Source organism: Gemmobacter lanyuensis (genome assembly GCF_014652355.1).
In the GTDB taxonomy this organism is placed as follows: Bacteria; Pseudomonadota; Alphaproteobacteria; order Rhodobacterales; family Rhodobacteraceae; genus Gemmobacter; species Gemmobacter lanyuensis.
In genome coordinates this window covers 74448-90630 of sequence record NZ_BMYQ01000009.1, presented here as the reverse complement: position 1 = coordinate 90630, position 16183 = coordinate 74448, and the positions used below count along the sequence as shown (strand labels likewise).

General features: G+C 64.9%; 14 protein-coding genes and 4 tRNA genes. 4 read left to right on the top strand and 14 right to left on the bottom strand.

Features of this window, described 5'->3' with window-relative positions; genetic code table 11:
• Positions 1 to 22: 22 nt before the first annotated feature.
• The 3 genes from IE101_RS14020 to IE101_RS14010 form a co-directional block, all read right to left on the bottom strand.
• Positions 23 to 1018, bottom strand: a complete 996-nt coding sequence (locus tag IE101_RS14020; RefSeq protein WP_189634475.1) for a GT-B fold glycosyltransferase domain-containing protein — start codon at positions 1016 to 1018, stop codon at positions 23 to 25.
• 78 nt (positions 1019 to 1096) lie between these two features.
• A complete protein-coding gene (locus IE101_RS14015) occupies positions 1097 to 1894 on the bottom strand; it encodes a dimethylarginine dimethylaminohydrolase family protein (RefSeq protein ID WP_189634474.1) in 798 nt (265 codons plus the stop codon).
• Between the two features lie 99 nt (positions 1895 to 1993).
• Positions 1994 to 2077, bottom strand: a tRNA-Tyr gene (locus IE101_RS14010).
• Positions 2078 to 2195: 118 nt separating this feature from the next.
• Here IE101_RS14010 and rlmB point away from each other — a divergent pair.
• On the top strand, positions 2196 to 2984 hold the full coding sequence (gene rlmB, locus IE101_RS14005) for a 23S rRNA (guanosine(2251)-2'-O)-methyltransferase RlmB (RefSeq protein ID WP_189634473.1): 789 nt from the start codon (positions 2196 to 2198) through the stop codon (positions 2982 to 2984).
• A gap of 163 nt (positions 2985 to 3147) precedes the next feature.
• Positions 3148 to 3567 (top strand): CoA-binding protein, encoded by a 420-nt coding sequence (locus IE101_RS14000; protein ID WP_189634472.1) that lies wholly within the window; start codon positions 3148 to 3150, stop codon positions 3565 to 3567.
• 19 nt (positions 3568 to 3586) lie between these two features.
• On the opposite strand, the gene IE101_RS13995 is transcribed toward IE101_RS14000, so the two are convergent.
• From IE101_RS13995 to hisA, 3 genes are all read right to left on the bottom strand, one after another.
• Complete coding sequence (locus IE101_RS13995; RefSeq protein ID WP_189634471.1) at positions 3587 to 3898, bottom strand: phosphoribosyl-ATP diphosphatase; 312 nt, start codon at positions 3896 to 3898, stop codon at positions 3587 to 3589.
• Entirely contained in the window at positions 3895 to 4656 is a 762-nt protein-coding gene (gene hisF, locus IE101_RS13990; RefSeq protein WP_189634470.1) for an imidazole glycerol phosphate synthase subunit HisF, read from the bottom strand. Before hisF ends, IE101_RS13995 begins: the two co-directional genes overlap by 4 nt.
• Before the next feature lie 96 nt (positions 4657 to 4752).
• Positions 4753 to 5472: a 1-(5-phosphoribosyl)-5-[(5-phosphoribosylamino)methylideneamino]imidazole-4-carboxamide isomerase gene (hisA, locus tag IE101_RS13985; protein WP_189634469.1), complete on the bottom strand. Its 720-nt coding sequence runs from the start codon at positions 5470 to 5472 to the stop codon at positions 4753 to 4755.
• 161 nt (positions 5473 to 5633) lie between these two features.
• Between hisA and IE101_RS13980 the strand changes: the two genes are divergently transcribed.
• A complete protein-coding gene (locus IE101_RS13980) occupies positions 5634 to 6023 on the top strand; it encodes a DUF2147 domain-containing protein (protein ID WP_189634468.1) in 390 nt (129 codons plus the stop codon).
• Between the two features lie 42 nt (positions 6024 to 6065).
• Here the strand turns inward: IE101_RS13980 and hisH are convergent, their stop codons facing one another.
• The 6 genes from hisH to IE101_RS13950 form a co-directional block, all read right to left on the bottom strand.
• Positions 6066 to 6707: an imidazole glycerol phosphate synthase subunit HisH gene (gene hisH / locus IE101_RS13975; protein WP_189634467.1), complete on the bottom strand. Its 642-nt coding sequence runs from the start codon at positions 6705 to 6707 to the stop codon at positions 6066 to 6068.
• Between the two features lie 27 nt (positions 6708 to 6734).
• Complete coding sequence (gene hisB, locus IE101_RS13970; RefSeq protein ID WP_189634466.1) at positions 6735 to 7322, bottom strand: imidazoleglycerol-phosphate dehydratase HisB; 588 nt, start codon at positions 7320 to 7322, stop codon at positions 6735 to 6737.
• 125 nt (positions 7323 to 7447) lie between these two features.
• Positions 7448 to 7522: transfer RNA gene (locus tag IE101_RS13965), tRNA-Gly, on the bottom strand.
• Positions 7523 to 7662: 140 nt separating this feature from the next.
• Positions 7663 to 7737, bottom strand: a tRNA-Gly gene (locus IE101_RS13960).
• 33 nt (positions 7738 to 7770) lie between these two features.
• Positions 7771 to 7845, bottom strand: a tRNA-Gly gene (locus IE101_RS13955).
• A 156-nt stretch (positions 7846 to 8001) separates the two neighbouring features.
• Positions 8002 to 11442, bottom strand: a complete 3441-nt coding sequence (locus IE101_RS13950; protein WP_189634465.1) for a pyruvate carboxylase — start codon at positions 11440 to 11442, stop codon at positions 8002 to 8004.
• A gap of 236 nt (positions 11443 to 11678) precedes the next feature.
• Between IE101_RS13950 and IE101_RS13945 the strand changes: the two genes are divergently transcribed.
• On the top strand, positions 11679 to 14111 hold the full coding sequence (locus tag IE101_RS13945) for an ATP-dependent helicase (RefSeq protein WP_189634464.1): 2433 nt from the start codon (positions 11679 to 11681) through the stop codon (positions 14109 to 14111).
• On the opposite strand, the gene IE101_RS13940 is transcribed toward IE101_RS13945, so the two are convergent.
• Complete coding sequence (locus IE101_RS13940; RefSeq protein WP_189634463.1) at positions 14112 to 15254, bottom strand: benzoate/H(+) symporter BenE family transporter; 1143 nt, start codon at positions 15252 to 15254, stop codon at positions 14112 to 14114. It lies immediately after the preceding gene.
• Positions 15255 to 15832: 578 nt separating this feature from the next.
• Positions 15833 to 16048 carry a DUF1127 domain-containing protein gene (locus tag IE101_RS13935; RefSeq protein WP_189634462.1) on the bottom strand — a complete coding sequence of 72 codons (216 nt, stop codon included), beginning with the start codon at positions 16046 to 16048 and terminating at the stop codon, positions 15833 to 15835.
• Between the last annotated feature and the right edge of the window lie 135 nt (positions 16049 to 16183).

The following is a 16183-nucleotide window of genomic DNA, read 5'->3' as shown; positions in this document are numbered from 1 at the left end:
GAAAGAGAGGATTATTTCCCCGTCAGCGGAACCAGAGATCCTGCCGTTTCAGGGTGTTGCGGATCACCTGTTCCTTGCGCGGCAGATCGGCACGGTCAAAGAGCGCGCGCGCCTCGGCCCCGTGCCCCTGATAGACCAGCTTCTTGACCGGCTGATGCCGCTTCAGGGCGGCCTTCACCTCTTTGCGGGCGCAGATGGTTTCCAGCATCGCGACTGCCGCATCGCTTTCGCGCGCATAAAGCAGCGAGAGGCTGCGGTAATGGCAGGTCACATCGCCATCCAGCCCTGCGAGTTCGGGCCCCGGCCGCCCGCCGCCCAGCGAATGGATCACCAGCGGCAACGCCACCTGATCAAGCCAGGGGTTCAGCTCTTGGCAGACCAGCGCCGCGGGCCGGTCATCGCGGATGCTGCGCGCGTAATCGAGGTAGCGCTGCCCGAAGATGCGGGGGCTGCGGTGAAAGAACCAGCCCGCGTTGAAATACATGTAACGCTGCCAGTATTCGTCGGGCTGCGACAGATCTAGCGTCGGGGCCATATCCAGCCCGAAGCGATCATAAAGTGCCCCCCAGATCTGGGTGTATCCCGGCCCATAAAGTTCGATCTGCGGCCAGGTTGCCGTGCGCCGCATCGAGGCCGAGGGGCGGTCGAAATCAAACGCCACTCTGCCGAAATCGCCGATGACCAGCGTATCCGTATCCAGAAACAGGAACGGCTCATCGGGCAGGGCAAGCAGCGCCTCGATTTTGTTGCCGTGGGGATAGGCCTCGCCGAAGGTGGTGTTCTGGAAGGGCAGGATTTCGGCGCCGAGCGACAGCAGCAGATCGCGCGCGGCCGCATCATCGGCCCGCGGATCGCCGGACCAGCGCGGCCCCGGCTGTGGTTCGGCCAGAAAGATTCGCCCGGCAAAGTCAGGGTTTGCGGCCCGAAACGAGGCCACGAGCAAGACCCCCTCATACTGGAGACGGCCCTGCTGGATCACTGCGACGATGTTGAACGTCTGCCCCGATGTCGCTGCCATGCCCAAGACCCTGCTACCCCGTTACACCCTGTGCGCGACTATAGGGCGGGTGCTGCGGATGCGAAAGCCATGCCGCCCTCAGGCTTTGGGCGTAAACCGCAGCGACAGGCAGGACATGCCGCCATCCAGTTTCGCACATTCGCTATTGCCGATTTCGCGCACCGTATAGCCCGCCGCCAGCAGACGGTCGCGCGTGCGCGGAAAGCCTGCGGGCATCAGCACCAGATCATTGAAGCGGATGGTATTGGCCGCAGCCTCTTCGCCCTCGGCCACGTCGATCAGGCGATAGCCCTTGAAGCAGCCCGAGGAGGACAGCCGCACGGTCGAGAGAATCGTCTCGGCATCGAGCAGCGAGCAATCGGTCTTGAAATGCAGAACGCCCGGCGGGGTATGCACTTCGCGCACCACCTCGCCCCAGTCGGCGGTCAGGCGCGCAAGCTCGGCGATGCCGACGGCATTGGTGCGGGCGGAACGGCCGACCAGAATTTCGGATTCGGTCATCAGGATATCGCCACCTTCGATGAAACTGTCGGTCCCGCTGATTCGGCGCACCTCGCCATAAAGGGCTTCCAGATGCGGGGCCATCTCTGCCGCCTCACCAAGACGCGAGGGCGCACCGGGCCGCATGACCACCGCCCCCTTGGGCAGGCAGAGCGCCGTATCCTCGACAAAGACGGAATCGGGATAGGCCTCCAGCGGCTCCAGCTCGATCACCGTGGCGCCGGTGTCGCGCAGCGTGGCGACATAGGCTGCGTGATGGGCCAGCATCAGCTGCAGGTCCGGCGCGCCGGTATCGACAGCGCGCAACCCGGCCACGATCGAGGCCGAGGGCTTGCGCGTGATGGCATGGGAAAAGCGGTAGGACCGGTCTGACATGGGAAGCCTCCTGTTGTGCGAAAGGCTAGCGCGGCAAACCCAAGGCAAAGCGCCTCAACGCGACATCGCGCGTCGGTTTTGTCTGTCTTTTCAGGAAGATGGTGGGCGACCCTGGAATCGAACCAGGCACGAGTCGCCTCGGCGGAGTTACAGTCCGCTGCCGCACCTTGCAGCACGTCGCCCACTGACGGGGGGTATATGTGGGGGCGTCGGAGGCGTCAAGGGACAAAGTGAAGGTTTTTTGCTTGCACCCTTCTGCCGCCCCGGCGCATTGTCCGCGCCATATCAAAGAGGTGCGAAGATGAGCGGCGGCGCGAAGAAACCGACATGGGTGATCGACAAGGAACGCGCGAAACGCGCGGCGGCGGCGGAAACCGTCTGGCTGTTCGGTCTGCATGCGGTGCGCGATGCGCTGGTCAATCCGAACCGGGTGAAGCTGCGTCTTGTGCTGACGAAAAACGCCTATGACAAGCTGGCCGAAGCGGTGGAACAGGCGGGGATCGAGCCGGAAATCGTAGATCCGCGCAAATTCAGCGTGCCGATTGACGAGGGTTCGGTTCATCAGGGTGCGGCGCTTGAGGTCAAGCCGCTGAACTGGGGCCGTCTGGCCGATGTGGCGATCTCGGGTGAGGGGGCGCCGCTGGTCGTGCTGCTGGACCGGGTGACCGATCCGCATAACGTGGGGGCGGTGCTGCGTTCGGCCGAGGTCTTCGGCGCCCGGGCCGTGATCGCGCCGCGCCATCATTCCGCGCCGGAAACCGGGGCACTGGCGAAGACCGCAAGCGGCGCGCTGGAGCGCCAGCCCTATCTGCGCGTGACAAACCTTGCCGAGGCGATGGACGAGCTGCGCGAGATGGGGTTCGTGCTGCTGGGGCTGGATGGCGAGGCCGAAACCACGGTGGCCGAAGCGGTGGCCGAGGCCGGATCGCGGCCCATCGGTCTGGTGATGGGCGCCGAGGGGCCGGGGCTGCGCGAAAAGACGCGCGAGACCTGCGACCGGCTGGTGCGGATCCCGTTCCAGGGGGAATTCGGGTCGCTCAATGTCTCGAACGCTGCGGCGGTGGCGCTTTATGCGGTCAGCCAGCGGTAACGCTCACAAATTTGCGACCGCGTCTTTAACGCTTTCGCAAGCTGCCCATATCAAGGTGGCAAGGCGCGGGCCTGGAACTCCCGTCCCTTCCTTTACTGTCCCTCGTTCCACACCTGGCGCCCGGACCCTGTCCTGGGCGCCTTTTTCTGCGAAAGGATAGGTCATGGCGGAAACCGATGCCGAAATCCGCGAGATTCTGACCGGGGTGAAGACGATTGCAGTGGTGGGCTGGTCGCCCAAGCCTGACCGGCCGAGCCACCGTGTCGCGGCCTTTCTGCACCAGCAGGGCTATCATGTGATCCCGGTCAATCCGGGCGTGGCCGGGCAAAACGCGTTGGGGGAAACGGTCCGCGCCTCGCTGTCCGATATTGGTGGCGCGGTGGATATGGTCGATATCTTCCGCCGCTCGGAAGAGGTGCTGCCCGTGGTGGAAGAGGCGCTGGCGGCGCTGCCGGGGCTGACAGCAGTCTGGATGCAGCTGGGTGTGGAAAACGCCGAAGCCGCGGCACTGGCCGAGGCCCAGGGTATCAGGGTTGTGCAGAACCGCTGCCCCGCAATCGAAATCCCGCGGCTGGGGTTGTAAAGGGCAGGGGCCGGGCGCGTCAGCCGCGCGCGGCCTTTTCCGCAATGCCCGAGGTGCCTTCGCGCCGGGCCAGTTCCGCCTCGACATCGGCCAGCGTCACATCGCGCGCGGCCAGCATCACCAGCAGGTGGTAAAGCACATCGGCCGCCTCGGAGGCGAGCTTTTGGCGGTCACCCTTGACGGCCTCGATGATCGCCTCGATGGCCTCTTCCCCGAATTTCTCGGCGCATTTTTCCGGGCCCTTGGCAAAGAGCTTGGCCGTCCAGCTTGTGTCCGGGTCGGCGCCCTTGCGCGACTGGATGGTCGCGGCGAGATCGTGCAGCACGCTCATGTCAGCCTCATGGGGATGCCGGCGGCAGCCATATGGGCCTTGGCCTCGCCGATGGTGTAGGTGCCGAAATGGAAGATCGAAGCGGCAAGCACCGCGCTCGCATGGCCTTCGGTCACGCCTTCCACCAGATGGTCGAGCGTGCCGACCCCGCCAGAGGCGATGACTGGGATGGAGACGGCATCCGCGATGGCGCGGGTCAGGGGCAGATTGTAGCCGCCCTTGGTGCCATCACGGTCCATCGAGGTGAGCAGGATTTCCCCCGCCCCTTTGGCCGCCACGGTGCGGGCAAATTCGATCGCGTCGACCCCGGTGGGTTTGCGCCCGCCATGGGTGAAAATCTCCCATTTTCCGGGCGAGACGGTCTTGGCGTCAATCGCCACGACGATGCACTGGCTGCCGAAGCGATCGGCGCTGCGGGCCACGACATCGGGGTCAGCCACGGCAGCCGAGTTGAAGCTGACCTTGTCGGCCCCGGCGAGGAGCAGGGCGCGCACGTCTTCGGGCGTGCGGACACCGCCGCCTACGGTCAGCGGCATGAAGCATTGTTCGGCGGTGCGGGTGACCAGATCGAACATGGTGCCGCGGTTTTCATGCGTGGCATGGATGTCGAGGAACGTGAGTTCGTCCGCCCCCGCGGCATCATAGGCCTTGGCGGCCTCGACCGGGTCGCCCGCGTCGATCAGGTTCACGAAGTTCACGCCCTTGACCACGCGGCCATCGGCCACGTCGAGGCAGGGGATGATGCGGGTTTTCAGCATGGCGTGGCCTCGGGGTCGCTTCGGGGGAAAGATAGGGGGCTTTGCCCCCTCGCCGCAAGCGGCTCACCCCCAGGATATTTCCGGACAGAAAATGGATCAGGCCTTGAGCGCCTGGAGGGCGGTGGTCAGGTCGATCGCGCCGTCGTAGAGCGCGCGGCCCGAGATGGCGCCCGCGATGATGCCGGTGTCGCGCAGGGCGATCAGGTCTTCCATGCGGCTGACGCCGCCCGAGGCGATGACCGGGATCGAGACGGCGCGGGCGAGGGCCTCGGTCGCGTCGATATTGGGGCCTTGCATGGCGCCGTCGCGGTCGATGTCGGTGTAGATGATGGCGGCGACGCCGGCATCTTCAAAGCTGCGGGCAAGATCGGTCGCCTGCACGGTGGTCTCGGTGGCCCAGCCCTTGGTCGCGACGAAGCCCTTGCGGGCGTCGATGCCCACGGCAACCTTGCCGGGGAAGGCGCGGGCGGCTTCGCGCACGAGATCGGGGTTTTCGACGGCGACGGTGCCGAGGATGACGCGGGCGAGGCCTTTGGAGATCCACATTTCAATGGTGGCCATGTCGCGGATGCCGCCGCCGAGCTGGGCGGGGACTGTGCAGCGCGCGAGGATCGCTTCGACTGCGGCGCCGTTCACCGGCTGGCCTGCGAAGGCGCCGTTCAGATCGACGAGATGGAGCCATTCGCAGCCTGCGGCCTCGAATTTGGCGGCCTGGGCGGCGGGGTCGTCACCGAAGACGGTGGCAGCGGACATTTCGCCGCGCAGCAGGCGCACGCATTGGCCGTCTTTCAGATCGATGGCGGGGTAGAGGATCATCGGCTTGCTCCTTCATCGCTTGGGGCCGTTTCGCATGCGGGCGGGCGCGGGGCAAGGGTGGATCGGGCCGCAACGTCACGCTTGCGGGACTCTGGTGGCTGGGCCGATCATCCGGGCGCAGAGGTTCGGCCTTTGGGGCCGGGCGGCAGGGAGGATGACGGATGCGGATGATCTGGATGGCGGCAGCGCTGAGCCTATTGGCCGGGGCGGCGGTGGCGGACCCGGTGGAGGGGCTGTGGAAGACCAAGCCCGATGACAATGGCCATTACGGCCATGTCGAGGTGAAGCCCTGTGGTTCCGCCTACTGTGGCACGCTGGTGCGCGCCTTTGGTGCCGAAGGCAAGGAGATGGCGAGCGAGAATATCGGCAAGCGCATCATCTGGGATATGGTGCCGAAGGGTGAGGGGGCCTATGGCGACGGCAAGGTCTGGTCGCCGGATCGGGACAAGACCTATAATTCCAAGTTGCAGCTTTCGGGGGACGGGCTGGCGGTCAAGGGCTGTGTGCTGGGTATCTGCCGCGATGGCGGCACCTGGACACGGGTCAAGTAAGCCTGCCCGCATGGCCCCGAAGGCCGGGGCCATGTGCGGCGATCAGGGCTTCCACCGCAGGAAGTTTGCGATGATCCGCAGGCCGGTGGCCTGCGATTTTTCCGGGTGGAACTGGGTGCCGACCATATTGGCGGTGCCGATGATGGCGGTGATGTCGCCGCCATAGTCAACATGCGCCAGCCGTTCCACCGGGTTTGCCACGCGGAAGGCATAGGAGTGGACGAAATAGGCGTGATCGCCCGTCTGGACGCCGTCGAGCACCGGGTGGGGGTTGTCGATCACCAGATCGTTCCAGCCCATATGCGGCACCTTCAGCGCGCTGTCGCTGGGGGTGATGCGCGTGACCTCGCCGCCGACCCAGTCAAAGCCGGGGGTGTCGGTATATTCGCGGCCCCAGCTGGCCATCATCTGCATGCCGACGCAGATGCCCATGAAGGGGCGGCCCTGGCGGCGGACGGACTCTTCAATGGCCTCGAACAGCCCGCCGTGTTCGCCAAGGGCGGTGCGGCAGGCTGGGAAGGCGCCGTCACCGGGCAGCACGATCCGGTCGGCGCGGGCTACATCCTCGGGGCGGCCGGAGACGAGGATCTCGCCCGCGTCCACCTCGGCGGCCATGCGCTGAAACGCCTTTTCCGCCGAATGGAGATTGCCGCTGTCGTAATCGACGAGGACGGTCAAAGCCATGGTCTGTCCTTTCCTTGGGGCTTGCGGTCAGAGCGCGCCCTTGGTCGAGGGGATTTCATCGGCCTTGCGCGGATCGGTTTCAACCGCCTGCCGCAGCGCCCGGGCGACGGCCTTGAAGGCGGCTTCGGCGATGTGGTGGCTGTTCACGCCGTGGCGCATGTCGATATGCAGGGTGATGCCGCCATGGGTGGCCAGCGCCTGGAAGAATTCGCGCACCAGTTCGGTGTCGAAGGTGCCGATCTTCTGGCTGGGGAAGGTCACGTTCCACACCAGGAACGGCCGCCCGGAGAGATCGAGCGCGCAATGCACCTGCGCGTCATCCATCGGCAGGCTGCATTCGCCATAGCGGCGGATGCCCTTCTTGTCGCCAAGCGCCTTGACCAGCGCCTGACCCAGCGCGATGCCGGTGTCTTCGACCGTGTGGTGATCATCGATATGCAGATCGCCCTTGGCGCGCAGCGTCATGTCGATCAGCGAATGGCGCGACAGCTGATCCATCATATGATCGAAGAAACCCACCCCCGATTGCATGTCGTAGCGGCCGGTGCCGTCCAGATCGATGGCGATCGAGATCTCGGTTTCCGAGGTGCGGCGGGTGATGTCTGCCTTGCGCATGGGGCTCTCCGCTGGATGTTCGGCTGCGTTATAGCAACTGCGGACCAAACGGCAATGCGGGGCGGGAAAAAGAAGGGTGGGGGTCTGAAAACCAAAAAGGCAGCCGCAAGGCTGCCTTTTCAGACTGGAGCGGGCGATGAGATTCGAACTCACGACCCTAACCTTGGCAAGGTTATGCTCTACCCCTGAGCTACGCCCGCACTCCGTAAGCGGACTTCTAGCCCTTTGGAAAACGGACCGCAAGAGGGGAATCCGGTTTTCTTTTCATGGGCTTGGCGGTGCTTTGATGGGGAGCGGAGATGACAAAAGGCGCCCGAAGGGGCGCCTTGCTGTCGTCACATGGAGCGGGCGATGAGATTCGAACTCACGACCCTAACCTTGGCAAGGTTATGCTCTACCCCTGAGCTACGCCCGCATCCTGTGGCCGTCTTGCGACGTGGGTCCGAACTGGAGCGGGCGATGAGATTCGAACTCACGACCCTAACCTTGGCAAGGTTATGCTCTACCCCTGAGCTACGCCCGCGCTACCGGTTCGGTGGAGCGGATTTATGGGATCGCGCCGGGGGGCGCAAGGGGGAAAACGGCGGGACCGTAAAATTTTCGCACCGGCCCGAAAGGCGCCGCAGCGCGGGGCAGGGGGAAATGCGAAGGGGGGCCGTCTGGCCCCCCTTCCCCTGTGTCATTCCAGCTCGATCAGCAGATCCTTGGCATCGATCTGCGTGCCCGCATGGACATGCAGCGCCTTGATCGTGGCTTCGCGGTCGGCATGCAGGCCGGTCTCCATCTTCATCGCCTCGATGGTCAGCAGCAGGTCGCCCGCGCGCACCTTCTGCCCGACCGAGACGACAACGCTGGCGATCGACCCCGGCATCGGAGCGCCGATGTGGTTGGGGTTGCCCTCGGCAGCCTTCGGCTTGGCGGCGGTCTTGGCCTTGACGGCGCGGTTCGGCACGCGGACCACACGGGGCTGGCCGTTCAGTTCGAAAAAGACCTTCACATCGCCATCATCGCCGGTTTCGCCCACGGCCTGCAGACGCACTTCAAGTGTCTTGCCGGGGTCGATCTCGACCGCGATCTCCTCGCCCGGTTCCATCCCGTAGAAGAAGGTGCGGGTCGGCAGGGTGCGGACCGGGCCATAGGCGCGGTGGCGGCCCATGTAATCCAGGAAGACCTTGGGATACATGAGATAGCCATTCAGATCCTCGTCATCGACGGCATAGCCGTTCAGCTCGGCCGAAAGCTTGGCCCGGGTGGCTTCCAGATCGACCGGGGCCATGCCTTCGCCCGGACGCGCGGTCATCGGGGCTTCGCCCTTCAGCACCTTCTTCTGGATGCCAGCCGGCCAGCCGCCATGGGGTTGGCCCAGATTGCCCTTCATCATGTCGACGACCGATTCCGGGAAGGCCACATCGACCGAAGGGTCCTCGACCTGCGCACGGGTCAGGCCCTGCGCCACCATCATCAGCGCCATGTCGCCCACGACCTTCGATGACGGTGTGACCTTAACGATATCGCCGAACATCTGGTTCGCATCGGCATAGGCCTGCGCCACTTCGGGCCACCGCTCTTCCAGGCCAAGGCTGCGGGCCTGGGCCTTGAGATTGGTGAACTGGCCGCCGGGCATTTCGTGCAGGTAGACCTCGGAGGCCGGGGCCTGCAGGCCCGATTCGAAGGCCGCATATTGTGCGCGGACATGTTCCCAATAGTTCGAGATGTCGCGGATCGCCGCGATATCCAGCCCGGTGTCGCGGTCGGTATGGCGCAGCGCCTCGACGATCGACCCCAAGCAGGCCTGCGAAGTCCCGCCCGAGAAGGCGTCCATCGCCGCATCCACCGCATCCACGCCCGCATCGCAGGCTGCAAGGATGGTGGCCGCGGCAGCCCCGCTGGTGTCATGGGTGTGGAAATGGATCGGCAGGCCGACCTCTTGCTTCAGTGCCTTGACCAGAACACGCGCCGCTGCCGGTTTCAGCAGACCCGCCATATCCTTCAGGCCCAGAACATGGGCGCCTGCGGCCTTCAGTTCCTTCGCCATCGAGACATAGTATTTCAGGTCATACTTCGACCGTACGGGATCGAGCAGATCGCCGGTATAGCAGATCGTGCCTTCGCAGACCTTGTTGGCCTCGATCACCGCATCCATCGCGACGCGCATGTTTTCGACCCAGTTCAGGCTGTCGAACACGCGGAATACGTCGACCCCGGTTTCGGCCGCCTGCTTGACGAAAGCCTGCACCACATTGTCGGGGTAGTTCGTATAGCCCACGCCGTTCGAGGCGCGCAGAAGCATCTGCGTCATCAGGTTCGGCATGGCGGCGCGCAGGTCGCGCAGGCGCTGCCAGGGGCATTCCTGCAGGAAGCGGTAGGCCACGTCGAAGGTGGCCCCACCCCAGCATTCGACCGAGAAAAGCTGCGGCAGGTTCGCGGCATAGGCCGGAGCCACGCGGATCATGTCGATCGAGCGCATCCGGGTGGCCAGAAGCGACTGGTGGCCGTCGCGCATGGTGGTGTCGGTGATCAGCACCTTCGACTGGGCCTTCATCCAGTCGGCCACGGCCTGCGGTCCCTTCTGTTCCAGCAGGTTGCGGGTGCCGTAGGCCGGATCGGCCTTCTGGGCCGGGGGCTTGGGCGCGCGCACCTCGGCCGCGGGCTTCGGACGGCCTGCGGTTTCGGGATGCCCGTTCACCGTGATGTCGGCGATATAGTTCAGGATTTTCGTCGCACGGTCGCGGCGCTTCTTGAACTGGAACAGCTCGGGCGTGGTGTCGATGAACTTGGTGGTGCAGCTGTTGTCGAGGAAGGTCTGGTGCTGCAGCAGGTTGATCACGAAATCGATGTTCGTGGATACGCCGCGGATACGGAATTCGCGCAGCGCGCGGTTCATCCGGGCAATCGCCAGATCGGGCGTCTGCGCCCAGGCGGTCACTTTCACCAGAAGCGAGTCATAGTAACGGGTGATGACCGCACCGGCATAGGCCGTGCCGCCATCGAGGCGGATGCCATTCCCCGTGGCCGAACGATAGGCGGTGATGCGTCCATAGTCGGGAATGAAATTGTTTTGCGGGTCTTCGGTGGTCACGCGGCACTGCAGCGCGTGGCCCATCAGGCGCACATCGGCCTGCGAACGGGCGCCGGTGGCTTCGGCCAGGGTCGCGCCCTCGGCGATCTTGATCTGGGCCTGCACGATGTCGATGCCGGTCACCTGTTCGGTGACGGTATGTTCCACCTGAACGCGGGGGTTCACTTCGATGAAGTAGAACTTGCCCGAATCCATATCCATCAGGAATTCGACGGTGCCTGCGCATTCGTAATTCACATGGGCGCAGATCTTGCGGCCCAGCTCGCAGATTTCGGCGCGCTGTTCGTCGGTCAAATAGGGGGCTGGCGCGCGTTCGACGACCTTCTGGTTCCGGCGCTGCACGGTGCAGTCCCGCTCATACAGGTGGTAGATCTGACCATGCTTGTCGCCCAGGATCTGCACTTCGACGTGGCGGGCGCGCTGGATCATCTTTTCCAGATAGCCTTCGCCATTGCCAAAGGCGGCCTCGGCCTCGCGGCGGCCTTCCAGAACCTTGGCCTCAAGCTCATCAGGGCCGAGGATCGGGCGCATCCCGCGCCCGCCGCCGCCCCAGGAGGCCTTGAGCATCAGCGGATAGCCAATCTGTTCGGCCTCGGCCTTGATGGCCGCAAAATCATTGCCCAGCACCTCGGTCGCGGGGATGACCGGCACCCCGGCCTGGATCGCCACGCGGCGGGCGCTGGCCTTGTCGCCCAGGGCGCGCATGGTTTCGGCCTTGGGGCCGATGAAGGTGATGCCGGCATTTTCGCAGGCTTCCACGAAATCAGGGTTTTCCGACAGAAGGCCATAGCCGGGGTGGATCGCGTCGGCCCCCGAAAGCTTGGCCACCCGGATGATTTCCGGGATCGAGAGATAGGCGCCCACCGGTGACAGCCCCTCACCGATCAGATAGGCCTCATCGGCCTTGAAGCGGTGCAGCGAGAGCTTGTCTTCCTCGGCGTAGACGGCGACGGTCTTCTTGCCCATCTCGTTCGCGGCGCGCATCACGCGAATGGCGATCTCGCCCCGATTGGCGATCAGAATTTTGCGGAACTCGGTCATGACACCCTCCCCGAATGCGGCATTTGCGGCGCCACTTTAGGGGCGCTGCGGTGCGGCGCAAGGGCAGCCGACGACCTAATTGCAAAGTTTTGCGAAATATTCAGGACAGATTTGCGACTGCAAACTCGGCCAGCTAAGTTTTATCTGTTAGCGCTAACGCAAATGATTGCGCTAACCTGGAACATTCAAAGAACGCGGTCTTTCCAACCCCGGGCGAAGGCTCTATCCTGACGGGCATGAGCGGATATGATGAATCGGACGCCTTCGAGGCCGCAATCCCCCTGTCGCAACGTGCCATGTCGGCGCGGCCTGCGCCCTATCTGGATGATCTGAACCCGGCGCAACGCGCGGCGGTGCTGGCCACGGACGGGCCGGTCCTGATGCTCGCCGGGGCGGGCACGGGCAAGACCAAGGCGCTGACCTCGCGCATCGTGCATCTGCTGATGACGGGCAAGGCCCGCCCGAATGAGATTCTGGCCGTGACCTTCACCAACAAGGCCGCGCGCGAAATGAAAGAGCGCGTCGGCCGCATGCTGGGCGCGGCGGTTGAAGGGATGCCCTGGATGGGCACTTTCCATTCGATCAGCGTGCGCATCCTGCGCCGCCATGCCGAACTGGTGGGGCTGAAGTCGAACTTCACCATTCTGGATACCGATGATCAGCTTCGCCTTCTCAAGCAGCTGATCGTTGCGGCCAATATGGATGAAAAGCGCTGGCCCGCGCGGCAGCTCGCCGGGCTGATCGACCATTGGAAGAACCGCGCCTGGACGCCTGCCAAGGTGCCCAGCTCCGAGGCGGCGGGGTTCAACAACCGCGGGACCGAGCTTTACGACCGTTATCAGGAACGGCTTCGCAGCCTGAACGCCTGCGATTTCGGCGACCTTCTGCTGCATTGCGTCACCATCTTCCAGACCTATCCCGATATCCTCGAACAGTATCAGCGCTGGCTGCGCTACATCATGGTGGATGAATATCAGGATACCAACGTGGCCCAGTATCTGTGGCTGCGGCTTCTGGCGCAGGGCCATCGCAACATCTGTTGCGTGGGGGATGACGATCAGTCGATCTACGGCTGGCGCGGGGCCGAGGTGGGCAACATCCTGCGGTTCGAAAAGGATTTCCCCGGGGCCGAGGTGATTCGCCTCGAACAGAACTACCGCTCGACCGAACATATCCTTGCCGCCGCTTCGGGCGTGATCGAGGCGAATTCGGGCCGTCTGGGCAAGACGCTCTGGACCGAGGCGCGCGGGGGAGAGAAGGTCCGCCTCATCGGCCATTGGGACGGCGAGGAAGAAGCCCGCTGGATCGGGGACGAGATCGAGGCCCTGCAACGCGGCACCCGGCAGCTGGCGCCGGTCAGCCTGAATGATCAGGCGATTCTGGTGCGCGCCAGCCATCAGATGCGCGCGTTCGAAGACCGGTTCCTGACCATCGGCCTGCCCTATCGCGTCATCGGCGGCCCGCGGTTCTATGAACGGCTCGAAATCCGCGATGCGATGGCCTATTTCCGCCTCGCCGTCAGCCCCGATGATGATCTGGCCTTTGAACGTGTGGTGAACACGCCCAAGCGCGGCCTTGGTGACAAGGCGCAGCAGGAAATTCAGCGCATGGCCCGCAGCAGCGGCGTCAGCCTGCTGGAAGGTGCGCGCGAATTGCTGGCCAAGGGCGGGATCGGCGGCAAGGGGGCGGGGCAGCTGCGCGCCTTTGTCGAAGGGATCGACCGGTGGCACGCTGCGGTGCTGAACACCCGGCCCGAGCTTGCGGATGCGGTGATCGAACCGATGCTGCCCGACACGGCGCCGAACCGCGACCACAGCCATGTGCGGCTGGCCGAAACCATCCTTGAGGAATCGGGCTACACCTCGATGTGGCAGAACGACAAGACGCCCGAGGCACCGGGCCGTCTGGAAAACCTCAAGGAACTCGTCAAGGCGCTGGAACAGTTCGACGGGCTGCAGGGGTTTCTCGAACACGTCTCGTTGATCATGGACAACGATTCGCAGGATGCGACCGAAAAGGTCAGCATCATGACCCTGCATGCGGCCAAGGGGCTCGAATTTCCGGTGGTCTTCCTGCCGGGGTGGGAGGACGGGCTGTTCCCCAGTCAGCGCAGCATGGATGAAAGCGGTCTCAAGGGCCTCGAGGAGGAGCGGCGGCTGGCCTATGTCGGGATCACGCGGGCCGAAACGCTTTGCACCATAAGCTTTGCGGCGAACCGTCGGGTCTATGGGCAATGGCAAAGCCAGCTGCCCTCGCGCTTCATTGATGAACTGCCCGACCGTCATGTCGATGTGCTGACGCCGCCCGGTCTTTATGGCGGTGGCTATGGCGCGGCGGGCATGGGGGCGGGCTTTGGCGGCGGATCGCGGATCGAAGAGCGCGCGACCCGGGCGGATGTCTACAATTCACCCGGATGGAAGCGTCTGCAGGATCGCAGCACCACGCGCCCCATTGCGCAGCCGCGCGAAAGCCGCTCCAGCGTGATCGACCTGAATGCCGTGGCGCGGTTCACCGAAGGGGACCGCGTGTTCCACCAGAAATTCGGCTATGGCACCGTCGCCGGGATCGAGGGCGACAAGCTGGATGTCGATTTCGAAAAGGCCGGGGTCAAGAAGGTGGTCGCAGGGTTCGTGACCCCCGCGACCGAGGCCGGCGACGTGCCCTTCTGATCAGCGGGGCAGGCGGTTCAGTGCATGAACCAGAAGCCCCGCTATCAGCCCCCAAAACGCCGCGCCGATCCCCAGTGCGGGGGTGCCCGATGCGGTGACGGCCAGCGTGATCGCGGCGGGAAAGCGGGTTTCCGCCGCGCCGAAGGCCCCTGTCGCGGCCCCCATGAAGGGGCCAAGCAGCGCCAAGGCCACGATGGCGGTGATCAATTCAGTCGGAAGCGCGGAAAGCATGGCCAGGATCAGCGGGCTTAGCACGCCCAGCCCAACCCAGACCCCGGCATAGACCAGCCCCACCACCCAGCGGCGATTGCGGTCGGGGTGGACATCATCGCCCAGACAGATCGCGGCCGTAATTGCGGCCATCGAAATCGTATGCGCGCCAAACAGCCCGATCACCGCGGAAATCCCCCCGGTGACACCCAGCCCCGCGCGCACAGGCGGTTCATACCCTGCGGCGCGCAGCGTGGCGAAGCCCGGCAGGTTCTGCGAAGCCATGGTGACAAGGTAGAGCGGCAGCGCGAGGCCCGCCAGCACGGCGGGGTCAAACGCGGGCGCGATGAAGGTCAGGTTGGGCCAGGGCAGGGTCAGATCCACCGGACCCGCCAGCCCCAGCGCAAAGGCCCCGGCAACCCCGGCCGCCAGCGCCACCAGCACCGCAATCGCCGGGTTCTTCAGACGCACCAGCGCGAAGAGCAGCGCCACGGGCAGAATCAGCAGGGGCAGGGCGCCCGCGCTGGCTGGCAGTTTCAGGCAAAACGGCAGCAGCACCCCGGCCAGCATGCCCCCCGCGATGCCATCGGGGATCAGTGCGACCAGCCGCCCCAGCGGGCGCAGCGCCCCGGTCAATGCGACCAGCACCCCGGCAAGCACAAAGGCCCCCACCGCCTGCGGCATGGTGATGCCGTGGGTTGCTGCAATGAGCGCGGCCCCGGGGGTGGACCAGGCCAGCACCACCGGCACGCGGGTCTGCCAGCTCAGCACCGCCGACCCCAGTGCCTTGCCCAGGCAGATCGCCAGCACCCAGCTTGTGGTCTGTGCAGGCGTGGCCCCCACCGCCTGCGCGGCAGCCAGCACCAGCGCGATGGTCGAGCCATAGCCCACCAGGGCGGCAACAAGGGCGGCGGAAATCAGGGAAAGGCGCATCACATCCTTCGGTCGCAGTCTGGCTTTGGTCGCGGTTTGGCCGGACCTTGGCCGCGCGGCGGCGGTGATGCAAGGGGCAAGCGGGGGTGAAAACCGGTCCCCGAAACGGAAAACGGCGGCACCCAGGGAGGAGGAGGGGGGCCGCCGTTCCGTCAGTGACCGCCCAGGGAGGAGGAGGGGCGGCATCTGTCTTGCGCGTCGCCCTAGGGAGGAGGAGGGGGCTTCGCAGGTTCCATGACCCAGGGAGGAGGAGGGGCCAAGGATCTTGTTCGGGCGCTTGGCGCCCGGAAAGGGGAGGGCGGCGACCCCAGGGAGGAGGAGGGGGCCGCCGCAGAACCCAAGGCCCAGGGAGGAGGAGGGGCCGAGGATCCAGTTCGGGGCTTCTGCCCCTGTAGGCTCGCGACGATCCCAGGGAGGAGGAGGGGACCGCCGCTTTGCGTCCGGCTCAGGGAGGAGGAGGAGCCGCGCAATCTGTCTGGAAGCCGGGACTTCCCTATTCTTGCGACGACACCGGGAGGAGTGGCATCGTCGCTCTCGCTGCTGGCCCCAGGGAGGAGGAGAGGGCCAGGCAGGAAATCTTATTTCCCGTAGGCGGCTTCGCGGGCCAGGTCGGTGATCATGGAGCGGTGCATGCCCAGATCTTCCAGTTCCTTGGCCGAAAGCGCGTTCAGTTCACGCACGGTTTGACGGTAGATCGCGCGCTGTGCCAGCGATTTGCGGATCGAGGCGAAGAAGCGTTCGGCGCGGTCGCCGAAGCTGTCTTGTGCGATGCGGGTCGTGTTTACAAAAGCCATTTCGGTTTGCCTTGTGTCGTTCGATGATCGGCTGGGGCTGTTTCGGTCTGTCGTCCGACCCGCGCCGTTTCGTTGAACCCAAAATGGGGCATTTGCTGCACCTGCACAATCCGGACTCGCCGCATTGCGGCTATG

Excerpts from the sequence above, each read along its gene's own strand:
- IE101_RS13945 (WP_189634464.1), top strand. The coding sequence starts at position 11,679 with ATGAGCGGATATGATGAATCGGACGCCTTCGAGGCCGCAATCCCCCTG.
- rlmB (WP_189634473.1), top strand. The coding sequence starts at position 2,196 with ATGAGCGGCGGCGCGAAGAAACCGACATGGGTGATCGACAAGGAACGC.
- hisF (WP_189634470.1), bottom strand. The coding sequence starts at position 4,656 with ATGCTGAAAACCCGCATCATCCCCTGCCTCGACGTGGCCGATGGCCGC.
- IE101_RS14020 (WP_189634475.1), bottom strand. The coding sequence starts at position 1,018 with ATGGCAGCGACATCGGGGCAGACGTTCAACATCGTCGCAGTGATCCAG.
- IE101_RS13980 (WP_189634468.1), top strand. The coding sequence starts at position 5,634 with ATGCGGATGATCTGGATGGCGGCAGCGCTGAGCCTATTGGCCGGGGCG.
- hisH (WP_189634467.1), bottom strand. The coding sequence starts at position 6,707 with ATGGCTTTGACCGTCCTCGTCGATTACGACAGCGGCAATCTCCATTCG.
- IE101_RS13940 (WP_189634463.1), bottom strand. The coding sequence starts at position 15,254 with ATGCGCCTTTCCCTGATTTCCGCCGCCCTTGTTGCCGCCCTGGTGGGC.
- hisA (WP_189634469.1), bottom strand. The coding sequence starts at position 5,472 with ATGATCCTCTACCCCGCCATCGATCTGAAAGACGGCCAATGCGTGCGC.
- IE101_RS14015 (WP_189634474.1), bottom strand. The coding sequence starts at position 1,894 with ATGTCAGACCGGTCCTACCGCTTTTCCCATGCCATCACGCGCAAGCCC.
- IE101_RS13995 (WP_189634471.1), bottom strand. The coding sequence starts at position 3,898 with ATGAGCGTGCTGCACGATCTCGCCGCGACCATCCAGTCGCGCAAGGGC.
- hisB (WP_189634466.1), bottom strand. The coding sequence starts at position 7,322 with ATGCGCAAGGCAGACATCACCCGCCGCACCTCGGAAACCGAGATCTCG.
- IE101_RS13935 (WP_189634462.1), bottom strand. The coding sequence starts at position 16,048 with ATGGCTTTTGTAAACACGACCCGCATCGCACAAGACAGCTTCGGCGAC.
- IE101_RS14000 (WP_189634472.1), top strand. The coding sequence starts at position 3,148 with ATGGCGGAAACCGATGCCGAAATCCGCGAGATTCTGACCGGGGTGAAG.
- IE101_RS13950 (WP_189634465.1), bottom strand. The coding sequence starts at position 11,442 with ATGACCGAGTTCCGCAAAATTCTGATCGCCAATCGGGGCGAGATCGCC.